Source organism: Clostridium sp. UBA6640, assembly GCF_002455975.1.
Taxonomy (GTDB): Bacteria; Bacillota; Clostridia; order Clostridiales; family Clostridiaceae; genus Clostridium_J.
Map to the genome: position 1 here is coordinate 18,208 of NZ_DKLM01000036.1, position 11,361 is coordinate 29,568.

An 11,361-nucleotide genomic window follows, 5' to 3' on the forward strand; every position below is an offset into this window, starting at 1 on the left:
ATTTAATTACATTTTTTCAAAATTTATATAAACATAAAAACTTTATATTTACCTATAAATGCATTACTGCTTATTCTATATATACTCTAAAAATATCCCCTTATTACCACAATCGCAATTGTTCATATTCACTAGCCTTATAAAAATTCATATTTGTAGCTATACCTTCTTTTTTGCATAATTCATAAAAAATATTATATAATTTTTTTGAATTGGGAGATGAGCAATTATATTCATATCCATAATTTCTAATATATTTTTCTTTCATAGTAGGAAAATGTTTATCTAATTCTCTATAATAATATTCTCTTTGTCCTTCTCTTAATGTCATCCCCATAAAAGGTAAAATATATTTAGCACCTGCTGCTTTTCCCTTTTTAACTATTTGTCTTATATTTTCTTCAGTATCATTTATAAAAGGAAGTATTGGCATCATTAATATTCCTGTATAAATCCCTTCTTCTGAAAGCTTTTTTATAGTTTTAAACCTGTCAGAAGACTTAGGTGCACCTGATTCAATTAATGTTGATAGATTATCTTCTGCAGTAGTTATGGTAATTGAAACTGCACAATAGACCTTGTTTATTTTCTTTAAAATATCTATATCTCTTTCCACTAGATTACTTTTAGTTAGGATATGCACTGGAAAACCATAAATATTTATAATCTCCAAAGCTCTTCTAGTAAGGAAAAGTTTCTTCTCTATAGGCATATAAGGATCATTCATGCTTCCTGTACCAATTGTACCTTTAACCTTCTTCTTTCTCAGCTCACCTTCAAGCAGCTCTAGAGCATTTTCTTTCATATGTATTTCTGAGAAGTTTTTAATACCATAACAACTACTTGTAGAATCACAGTAAATACATCCATGCTGACAGCCTCTATAAAGATTCATATTGTATTTAAGCCCAAATAGTTTATCCTCTTTAATAGTTGAAAGAAGAGTCTTTGCCTGAATCATTTTTGCCATAACTTTCACCTCAATACTTATATAATGCATTTCTAATATTTAAGCCTATTACTGCACTATTATATATATTTATTGCTTATTATAAGTAAACTTATATAATTGAATTGCTTGTTTGCCATAAATTCTAACTATTTTAGGCGGTTTCGCATATTCTATATTTATGTTTATATTTTCCTCACTCAATAATAAGCTTTCAGTTTTCATAGCATTAACTAAGCTAATTTTTCTGCTATCAGGGAAAATAATATATACAACACTATTATTACTCTCCTTTAATAGTTCAGCAATATCCTTTGCTAAAGTATTTAAATTAATATTAAACGGAGGGTCACATATAACCCTATCAAATTTTTTTCTATATTTATTTTGTATAAATTTTGTTAAGCCAGTATTTAAATCATATTTGACAAACTTAAGACCTTTATTCTCTCTAAATCTATTATCCCGTTCAAATAGCACTACATTTTTATTAATTTTATATGCATATTGAGCTATTGAAGGAGTAACTAAGCAAGCAGTATAGCCTTCACATAATTCTGCTAAATTTAACGTAGTTTCATTTGAGAAAAAATACTGCATATATTCTAAATTTTGATTTAATTTGACATAAGATTCAGAATTATTATAGGATAATTCTACATAAGGAAATCTTAAATTATTTCTATGTGCAAAGAGTCTGTCTATCCCATTATCCTTCATTAAGGATAGTACATTTCTTTTCTGTAAATCTACGTTAAAATCTTTTTCTTTTTTAATAAATTTTAGCCATATAAAAACATTGGCATTTCTATGATTATCAGTGTACAGCCTATAATTTTCATATTCTAATTGTAATCCAAATTCATGTATTAAAGTCCAAGCCTTTAATACCCATGCTGGTGTAGAAAGTATTAATAATACTCCCCCTGTTTCTAATAAATCTTTAGATCTAATTAATAACTTTTCAAATATCTCATATTCAATTCCTATTTTAATATAAAATCTACTTATAGGTATTTCTATCATTTTTTCATTTGTATTAATAAATCCTGCAACAAAAACATTAAACCTCTCATTTTTATACTCTATATTATCTATATTTTCATTTGAAAAAATAGGTTGTGTGTGTAAGCATCCTGTTAATAGCCCACTAATATTTTTCCATTTTTCATTATAAAGTAATTCAACCTTACTATTCTTTTCAGCTTGATTTATCTTATTTGATATTAGCTTTTGTGGTTTATAAATATATGATACTGTCCATATAATTGTATCTACTTCTGAACAAGTAATTAGTACCTTATCTGTATTCTTAATACATCCGAAATTAACTAAAGATATTATATTCCATATATTGAATACTTTATAAGATAAAATGTTTAGTTTTTCATTTTCATAAATTAATTCTGTTGCACTAACAATATCCTCCACTGTTGCAAAAACTCCCTTTTCCTCCATTGATAAATCCTCCTTAAAAATAATTTTTAAGGCCTATTCCATTGGGTTATTGAATATAGAAAAAGGCTACAAAAAAGCGTAGCTTTCTTGTAGCCTAAAAAATCCGTAAATTAATTTAAATACAAAATTAAAAATTACAATTTTAGTTCTATAAGATTTATGCCTTCTAATTGCTAACTATAAAAGAAGTACACAAAAAAACCTAATGGGCTAGGCGTTTTAAAACTTCTTTTAATCAATTTTCAGTTTTGAAAATTAATTAGCAATTAGTGACTGTCATTCTTATAGTACCTCCTATATTTTTATATGGTATATTATAACAAATAAGTAAAAATAAATCAATTTATTATATAATATATTAATGGAAAATAACATTACATCATTCAATTTATATTCTAACTCTAAAATAGCAAATCTTTATGCTTCCAAGTATCAGGGACGGTTCATTAAAATTTTTTAATTTCTTAATTTGTAATTTGTAAAAAGTAATGAACCGTCCCTATACGTTGCTGAATACATTTCCTAACAGTTCTCTACACTTAGATGTGTTTAGTGATAAATCTAATGAGCGATTATTTTTAGCAGCATACTCTTCATCAATAAAATCACTTTTAATTAAATTAACATCTAAATTTAAATATGCTGCCATTTTTCTATAATAATTATAATAACTTTCCTTCTTTTCTGGCCCTAAATGAATAATTCCTTTATAATCACATTTTATCAATTCTAGTATAGCTTCTGCTAACTCATCTACTTTTACAAAAGTATTATATAAATTTTCTGTTCTTACAACCTCTTGTTTTTCTTCTAATTTATTAATTAAATCAGATATCCGTTTATCCCACTTTCCATTTATATCTTGTCCATAAATAGCACCTGGTCTTATGATAATATAATTGCCATGCCTCTTAACTATTTTCTCACCATCTATTTTTGCATTTGAATATAATGCCAATAACTCATTACTATTTTTATATTTAGGGCTATCTTCTTCACTATAATCACTTTTTCCATTAAAGACAGCATTTGTTGACATAAAAATTAACTTCTGCTTATGCGATAAGTATTTTAAGATATTATTTAGACCCATTTCTATTAAATATTTTTCACTTTCTCTACTTATTAAGCTCCATAAAACAATATCTGGTTTGAACTTATATATTATAGCTCTAACTTCTTCCTCATTAGTTACATCAAATTTTATTAACTCGCTACAATTGTTTGATCCATAACAAGTTCCCAGTACATTAAAATCTAATTGAGATTTCATTTTTTTATAAATATGTCCACCTAAAAATCCACTTGCCCCTAAAATTAAAATATTCATTTTATTGTTCCTTTCTATAATTATAAAAAGCTTCATTATTAAATACTAAATTAACAATAACTATTATAAGCTTCATTGAATAATTTGTCCAATTATGTTATATTTTAGATATTAGTGTTAATTATAGTAAATATAAATTAGAAATTAAAATTTTATAGTACAAAAGTACATAAGGGGGATAAACATTGAGAAAAAAATTATTTTACTTAAGCATTATACTGGTTTACACAATTACTTTTTTAGGGTGTTCCATTGGTACCAATAAAATAAAAGATGAAGGAATAACCTCATTAAAAGAAAAAAATTATAATAATGCCTTAATTAAATTTAATGAAGTATTAAATAAGGATAGTCAAAATACAGATGCAATAGCTTTAAAAGAACTTGCAGAGAATTGTATATTTCTAGTAGACAAATATAACAATAATGAGTTTTCTAGCGTAATTGAAGCTTATGACAAAATTAAAATTAATCCAAACTTTAATTTTGTTAATGTAGATATTGATAATATATATAATGATGCTAAGAAAAAGCCTAATCTTAAATTAAAATATGTAGTATATGGTTCTAAAGAATTTGACAAAAGCAGCTATTTTGAAGACGAAAAGGGAGAAATTTTATTAGCAAGTGATACAAAAAGTGAATTACAAGACGGTGCTTTTATAATAAATACTACACGACCTTTAACTGAAGCTCTATTTGAAATAGAGAATATAGGCATAGATCCTGCGGAAGATGTTGTTTTAAATTTAGAATTTAACCATATGGCCATAGAATTCACACCTGGACATCCTAAATGGATGGGTGTTTCTAATATCCATGGATTAGGTTTATGGAACGAGATAAAATTTATTGAGAATGATGGACCTCTTTATAAAGACATTCCAATAAAATTTAAATTTTCTTTTGCAAACTCTTTAGTTCATCCTGATGCAAATATAGAGGTAACTTTACTGGCAAAAAATTGTACACCAAAAAAATTCAAAATTCCTGTAAAAGTTAAAGATACGAGTTATGATTTAAAACAATAAAACATTTTGAAAATTATATATCCAAGTAGTCTCCATCATTTATTATGTTGGAGACTTTATTGTGTTCATAACTATACTTATTTTCAAATTGCACTTTAAATTTTAACTTTTAAGAAAGTGACGGTTCATTAAAATTTGATGATAATATATTTTAATGAACCGTCACTTAAATATTATTGTTCCTTTATGTAACTACTTAAAATATTGATTAATCAGCTATAATTTAATTTTCATCATTTTTATTATCAAGCTAATGATTCTTCTACAATTTTTTTATTTACTAAATAATTACATCCAAAATAAGAGTCATCAAATAATTCTACTTTGGATAATAGCTCTACATCTCTAATTTTATCCCAATTAATTTTCTTACTTATTTTTTCTAATACTCTTTCTGAATCAAAACCTAAATATCCCCTATTGTAATAATTTATTATTTTAGGTTCAACATATTCTGTCAATTTGATTGAATTATGCTTATTTATTATTTCAATATATAAATCAATTAAGGCTCTTTCTCTTTTTTTAATTGAAGTAGCATGCATTGCATTGTCTATAAATGGCATAACTCTCTTCGATATTTCTAACTTTTTAAAAGCTGTACCAAGCCATTTACTATACGGATAATATTTTTTCTCATAATAAAAGCATAACTTAATTAGTTTATTTAAAATTCTATTAGTTATAATATTTTCTCCTATAGCATCATTGTTCTCTCTGCATCTGCCTATAAAAGCCTGTTCTTCATTGATAGATTTCCATAAAAAGAATATACGTAAAAGCAAAACCTCATTAGGGAAAAAACTTAAAAGATTTCTTACTTTAGTTAATTCCCCAATTCCATCATGAAAAACTTCACCACTTGTTAACTCAAGCAAATTCTGAGGTGGAAACGCCATCCATTGCTCAAATTCAACTTTGGAGTGGATATCTACTGAAATATCTCTATTAAAAAAATTACTAACTGTTTCTATTTCAATAAAATGATTTATAGGATAGCTTTCTTTAAACTGCATGTATGCATTATTAAACCATCCTTCAATAGCTTTATAATTTGTAGGAAATCCTCTGTATTGAGAGGGCAAATTATATTTAAAAAAATCATCCAATTCTCTCTTTATTTCATTAAAATTATTTTCTTCTAAAAATATCTGTAATCTTGGTCCCCAGACATGATCTGTTGACTTATAATCATCAAAACCTAATACATCTGAACAATGACCCATTAGAGCCGCTGAATATTTTACATTTGAAAATTTTTTATCAAGTAAAGGCTTTACTATATCAAAATAAAAGCCTTTATTCAATTCTAAACCTGGAATAAATTCTTCCGGTCCTTTACATACAAATACATCATTCATATTAATAAAATCTCCTATATATTTAATTCTAAATTAACTATTTTTATGAACCGTTCCTTAGCTATAGATTTCTTACTAAGTTTTTACTTAACATTTACATAGTATTTAAATTATAGCATTATTTTCATAATATTTTTAATATTTAATCTACCATTTTACTTCTGATGCATCTTCATGAACTAATTATTTAGCAATTCAAATTTCTTATTTAATCTGTTACTCTATTGAAAACATAAAATAAATTTATATATTTCTATCTTAATACACAAAATAGATTTAAAGATTATTTTATTGAGGAGAAATCAAATGAATAAAAAGATATTATTTATTACATTATTTCTAACATTCTTTATTACTAGTATAATTTATGCCAAATCATCTTTTACAGTATTAGTTAACAATAAGGAAGTACCTAATAATGGAGATTACTTAATTAAAGATGATAAAATTTATATTAAGGATAGTGCATTAATGAGAGACTTTAATATTAATACTTTCTATGACAAAGAAAAAAATAAGCTAATGCTATATGATACAAACAAAGTTGAGTTAAAAGCTAGATGTGAAATGTTTGCAGAATTTGCAGATTTATATGATCCTAAAACTTCGGATAAAATAGCTGAACTTTGGGCAAAAGGTATAAAGGACAGAAATGGAGTATTTCAATATGCTGCTTATAGTAAAGTTCTTAAAAATGAATTTAAAAAACTAATAGAAGATCGCGGTTCATGGGTAACTGGATTTTCAAGTCCATGGGTTCAAGATTATAAAATAGAAAAAGAGGAAATCTCACCTTCTAAATTTAGATATAAAATAGTTTTTGAAGCTACAACCTCTGTTAAAGATATCTACATTTGGAATGCTACCCTTGAAGTTTCAAAAGAAGATGGAAAATGGAGAATTACAAGCCTAGTAAAGGATTTTGATATAGTTTAAATATAAGGGACGGTTCATTGCAATTCAAAAAAGTACAAGTATCACTAAAAAGTGATACTTGTACTTTCACAATTTTCTATTTTAGATATATTAAATTTGTACTCGTTCTATATATAATATTTTTATTTATATCCGTTTTGTTTATCCATTGCTTCATCCTTAATTTCTTCTCTCATAGAATCAAGAGCTGACTCTCTTCTTTGATTTTTTTCACTTAATGCTTTTTTCGTATTTTCATCATCTGTTTCTTCAATCATTTCATCTGCACGATGAATGTTTTCAATAGTATTACTAATGTTATATTGAATTCTATCTACATTATCTCTTCTATCATCTGGTTTATTTTTCATAATTTCATCTCTCCTCTTCTTAGAATTTATCCTTTAAAAGATGGTTTATATAAACCTCTTCCTCCTTTATTATGTGTATAAATATATTTATTTATGTGGTAATAATTTTTAATCTCTTACATATTTCTTATATTATATGAAAAATTTCATCTTTTTATGGACAAGTATAAACTCACTAATATATAAATATTAATGTAATTAAAATACGCTATTATAACGTTTGGCCTTGATTTAAGGTTAAGAAAAAATAAAAATTTGAAAAACTTCTTATCAAAATATATTTATCAACAATGTAAAAAACATAAAATGTCTTTCCAACACTTAAGGGACGGTTCATTACAATTTGATGATAGCTTATCTTATACAAATATAATGAACCGTCCCTTAACATGCTAATTGGCATAATGCTAAGATGTGCTTAGGTACAGTAGCACTTGCATATTATTTTAATGTTATGTATAAGCTAAGAGCAGTCCAATGGACTGCTCTTAAATGTTTTTAATAGGTAATTTATTTGGAATGTAAAGTAACTAAGACTCATATATATCAGTGTTACACTCATCACATATGCCATCATTACGCTTATATTCCTCTTCTGATATTTCAGTTTCACAAGTATCACAGACGAATATTTCTTCTCCTTTATATTCAAAGTTCCTTAGGAATTGCTCATTATCTTCCTCTTCATCATGTTGATAGTATACTTTTATTTTATTTGACATCTTAATTCCACCTATCTAAATTTTAATTTTAATGCTTTGGATTATCATCATATTTTCGCCTAATTATATCATAAATTTTTACGTTAAAATATTATTTAGTCTTTCGCTACATAATACCATTGTTCTTTACTTTATATCTTATTATACATAAAAATCAGAATATAATTTCAGTAACAATATAAATTAAATGACGTTTATACAAATATAGGTTACTTTGTCTTAAATTCCCTTACCATAGTGTAACTATGTGGTAGTCTACTATGAACTATCAAGTTTTAGTCCTTACAATTTCTTTTTCTTTGCTAAATGTATTTATCCATTTGAACCATTTAAGATAGTTACTGATATACTTGGTTTCAACACAATTAAACCTACCCATCCATCTTTTTAAATTGGCGTGTATAAGGGTCGGTTCATTACAATTTGATGATAGCTTATCTTATACAAATGCAAATATAATGAACCGTCCCCTAAAACAAAACAAAAAACCTCTAGGAACTTTTATTTATTGCTCCATAGAGGTTTTATAACTTTATTATTATTATGCTAATATATTATCTTAATTATTTTATTTTTCCTTGCTTTTTAAGAATAGTTTCCATTTCGTCTATATACTGTCCAAACTCAGCTAATAAATTATCTATTGAAGTTGTTTTTGTTGGATCAACTCCTGCTTTCTTTAGTGCATCAACAGGATATTCTGAAGAACCAGTTTTTAAGAATTCCATATAATTATTAACTGCGTTCTTATCTTTTCCATCTAATATATTTTTAACTATTTCATTAGAAGCTGCCATAGAAGTAGCATATTTGTAAACATAGAAATTATTATAGAAATGTGTTATTTTTGCCCATCCTACAGTTCCTAATTCGTCTGGAGCAAAACTATCACCATAGTATTTTTTTATTAAGTCACCATATATTTGTCTTAGAGACTTAGCTGATAATGGCTCTCCTGCTTCTAATTTTTCATGTACTGTCTTTTCAAATTCTGCAAACATTACTTGAGTATATACTGTACCTTTTATATTCTCAATTAACTGATTTAATAAATATAGTTTTTCATCATCATTCTTAGCATTTTTTATCATATTTTTAATTATCATCAATTCATTAGCTGTTGAAGCTACTTCAGCATTGAATATAGGTGTATGAGCATTCATATATGATTGAGCTTTCCCAGCATATACAGAGTTTACCGCATGACCCATTTCATGACCTACCGTTAACATGTCATCTAAAGAGTCAGTATAATTTAAAAGTATAAATGGATGAACACCATAAAGACCTAGATTATACCCACCTGTTCTTTTACCTTTTGATTCATAAACATCTAACCATCTATTATCAAAACCTTCCTTAATTATAGATGAATATTCTTCTCCAAGAGGTTTTACTCCCTCTAATACCATCTTCTTAGCATCTTCATAAGGTATTGTTAATTTATAATTTTCAACAAGTGGCACATATAAATCATAAGCATGTATCTTGTCAAGTTTATTAACTTTTCTTTTCAGCTCTATATACTTATGAAGTGGTTCCATATTATTGTTAACAGCTGTAACTAAATTATCATAAACTTCTCTTGGAATATTATCCTTAGCAAGAGATGCTTCAAGAGTAGAATCATACTTTCTAGATTTAGCTAAGAAAATATCTTTTTTTACAGAAGCTAGATAAATAGATGCAAATGTATTTTGAAGCTCCTCTGTTACTTTACCATTAGCTTCAAATGCCCTTTTTCTTAAATCTCTATCTTTTCCATCAAGTATATTTGAATATACTCCTGAAGTTAATTCTATATCTTTTCCATTTTTATCTTTTATAATTGCTTTTTTCATATCTGCCATTCTCAATTTGTTAAAAATCTCTTGTGGACTACCTGTGAATTCTGATGCATTTGCTAATATATCCTCTTCTTCCTTTGAAAGGTTATGTTCTTTTTGTCTTATTAAAGATTCTATAAAATGAGCATAATTTTTTAGTTTTGGATTTTTAACAAGATTCTTTAACGCTTCCTCATCTTGTGATAATAATTCTGGTGTAAAGAAAGTTACAAGTTGATCATATTCTGCAATAAAGCTTTCTGCTTTAGCATTTAGCTCAGTAGCCTCATTATCTCCTTGATTTAGGTCTCCTCTAAATCCAGCATACCAATATACTTTACTTAGAATAATTGATACTTCTTCATCCATCTTTAAAAATTCAAGCAGCTTATCGGGATCTTTTAATTTTCCTTCATAGTCTTTATATTTAGGGAAACATTCTTTTCTTACCTTTTCAATATCCTTTTCCCACGCTTGTACATCTTTATAAATATCCCCCAAATTCCATTTATACTTGTCATCAATCTTTTTTTCACTCTGAGGATTTACTGTATTACTCTTAGACTCAGAATACATTACTGATTGTTTTTCATTTGCATTTACACTATTTTTATTAACTATTGCAAAAGTATTAATCGTTGAACTCATCATCATACTGGCAGTTATGCAGATAATAATAATTTTTTTTCTTGATTTTAGCATGATACCCCTCCATCTGAATAAAATTTCATATTATTCAATTTTATTCCATATACTGAATTCATTATACCTTTTATAAGTTAATTTTTAGTGTATATATTTTTAAAAAATTATGAAAATTTTGAATATATTTTTTTTAATACCATGATGAGTTTAGATTATAAAAACCTACTATCATTAAAGATAATAGGTTTTTATTCTACTTAACCTTATAGTATAAAACTCCATTTTCTTCTGTTCTTTCAACTTTCCCATGTATAAAAGATGTTCTAAATGTGACATAGCCTCTCCTAAAGCAAACCAATTTTGAGGATTAGGAAAATATCCCCACTTATCGTATCTCAATTCCCAATGCATGGATGTTGCAGTATCCCTAACGGTTTTCTTTTCTTCTTTTATTATATCCATCACCTCATTAAGACAGTTTTCATGATGGCTAATTAATTCATTTATTCTTATTTTATGATCTTTTATTATAAATCTATGAGCAGGAAATAAATAATTTATATCATAATTATATATTTTCCTTAAATTTTTTAAATATACTTCCAATATATCACCATATTCAAATCCCCAAAATGATATATAAGGAAGAAAATTTTTTTCAGAAAAATAATGTCCTAAAACATATTTTGACTAGCAATGTAATTGCTAATTATTCATGAAAAGTTACCTTGTAACTTCAAGAAATAATCAATT

Annotated in this window: 10 protein-coding genes and 1 pseudogene; 2 read left to right on the forward strand and 9 right to left on the reverse strand. The window is 26.2% G+C overall.

What is annotated here, in order from left to right:
* Positions 1–103: 103 nt before the first annotated feature.
* From B2W91_RS03935 to B2W91_RS03945, 3 genes are all read right to left on the reverse strand, one after another.
* Complete coding sequence (locus B2W91_RS03935; protein WP_291578977.1) at positions 104–970, reverse strand: SPL family radical SAM protein; 867 nt, start codon at positions 968–970, stop codon at positions 104–106.
* 69 nt (positions 971–1,039) lie between these two features.
* On the reverse strand, positions 1,040–2,407 hold the full coding sequence (locus B2W91_RS03940; protein WP_291578978.1) for a hypothetical protein: 1,368 nt from the start codon (positions 2,405–2,407) through the stop codon (positions 1,040–1,042).
* Between the two features lie 499 nt (positions 2,408–2,906).
* Positions 2,907–3,737, reverse strand: a complete 831-nt coding sequence (locus tag B2W91_RS03945; RefSeq protein WP_291578979.1) for a sugar nucleotide-binding protein — start codon at positions 3,735–3,737, stop codon at positions 2,907–2,909.
* Between the two features lie 185 nt (positions 3,738–3,922).
* Between B2W91_RS03945 and B2W91_RS03950 the strand changes: the two genes are divergently transcribed.
* Entirely contained in the window at positions 3,923–4,768 is an 846-nt protein-coding gene (locus B2W91_RS03950) for a hypothetical protein (protein ID WP_291578980.1), read from the forward strand.
* A gap of 245 nt (positions 4,769–5,013) precedes the next feature.
* On the opposite strand, the gene B2W91_RS03955 is transcribed toward B2W91_RS03950, so the two are convergent.
* Positions 5,014–6,129 carry a DUF4037 domain-containing protein gene (locus tag B2W91_RS03955; protein WP_291578981.1) on the reverse strand — a complete coding sequence of 372 codons (1,116 nt, stop codon included), beginning with the start codon at positions 6,127–6,129 and terminating at the stop codon, positions 5,014–5,016.
* 306 nt (positions 6,130–6,435) lie between these two features.
* Between B2W91_RS03955 and B2W91_RS03960 the strand changes: the two genes are divergently transcribed.
* Positions 6,436–7,065 carry a hypothetical protein gene (locus tag B2W91_RS03960; RefSeq protein ID WP_291578982.1) on the forward strand — a complete coding sequence of 210 codons (630 nt, stop codon included), beginning with the start codon at positions 6,436–6,438 and terminating at the stop codon, positions 7,063–7,065.
* 122 nt (positions 7,066–7,187) lie between these two features.
* Here B2W91_RS03960 and tlp read toward each other — a convergent pair whose 3' ends face one another.
* The 5 genes and pseudogenes from tlp to B2W91_RS03985 form a co-directional block, all read right to left on the reverse strand.
* Positions 7,188–7,415 carry a small acid-soluble spore protein Tlp gene (gene tlp / locus B2W91_RS03965; protein WP_291578983.1) on the reverse strand — a complete coding sequence of 76 codons (228 nt, stop codon included), beginning with the start codon at positions 7,413–7,415 and terminating at the stop codon, positions 7,188–7,190.
* A gap of 530 nt (positions 7,416–7,945) precedes the next feature.
* The gene (locus tag B2W91_RS03970) at positions 7,946–8,137 is read right to left on the reverse strand and encodes a hypothetical protein (protein ID WP_291578984.1); all 192 of its coding nucleotides are present in this window, start codon (positions 8,135–8,137) and stop codon (positions 7,946–7,948) included.
* Positions 8,138–8,346: 209 nt separating this feature from the next.
* A pseudogene (locus B2W91_RS03975) lies at positions 8,347–8,537 on the reverse strand (IS1595 family transposase); the annotation flags it as partial.
* 163 nt (positions 8,538–8,700) lie between these two features.
* A complete protein-coding gene (gene pepF / locus B2W91_RS03980) occupies positions 8,701–10,665 on the reverse strand; it encodes an oligoendopeptidase F (protein WP_291578985.1) in 1,965 nt (654 codons plus the stop codon).
* Between the two features lie 174 nt (positions 10,666–10,839).
* On the reverse strand, positions 10,840–11,214 hold the full coding sequence (locus B2W91_RS03985) for a hypothetical protein (RefSeq protein WP_291578986.1): 375 nt from the start codon (positions 11,212–11,214) through the stop codon (positions 10,840–10,842).
* Positions 11,215–11,361 lie beyond the last annotated feature (147 nt).

Coding starts and splice junctions, on each gene's coding strand:
- B2W91_RS03935 (WP_291578977.1), bottom strand. CDS start 970: ATGGCAAAAATGATTCAGGCAAAGACTCTTCTTTCAACTATTAAAGAG.
- B2W91_RS03940 (WP_291578978.1), bottom strand. CDS start 2,407: ATGGAGGAAAAGGGAGTTTTTGCAACAGTGGAGGATATTGTTAGTGCA.
- B2W91_RS03945 (WP_291578979.1), bottom strand. CDS start 3,737: ATGAATATTTTAATTTTAGGGGCAAGTGGATTTTTAGGTGGACATATT.
- B2W91_RS03955 (WP_291578981.1), bottom strand. CDS start 6,129: ATGAATGATGTATTTGTATGTAAAGGACCGGAAGAATTTATTCCAGGT.
- B2W91_RS03960 (WP_291578982.1), top strand. CDS start 6,436: ATGAATAAAAAGATATTATTTATTACATTATTTCTAACATTCTTTATT.
- tlp (WP_291578983.1), bottom strand. CDS start 7,415: ATGAAAAATAAACCAGATGATAGAAGAGATAATGTAGATAGAATTCAA.
- B2W91_RS03970 (WP_291578984.1), bottom strand. CDS start 8,137: ATGTCAAATAAAATAAAAGTATACTATCAACATGATGAAGAGGAAGAT.
- pepF (WP_291578985.1), bottom strand. CDS start 10,665: ATGCTAAAATCAAGAAAAAAAATTATTATTATCTGCATAACTGCCAGT.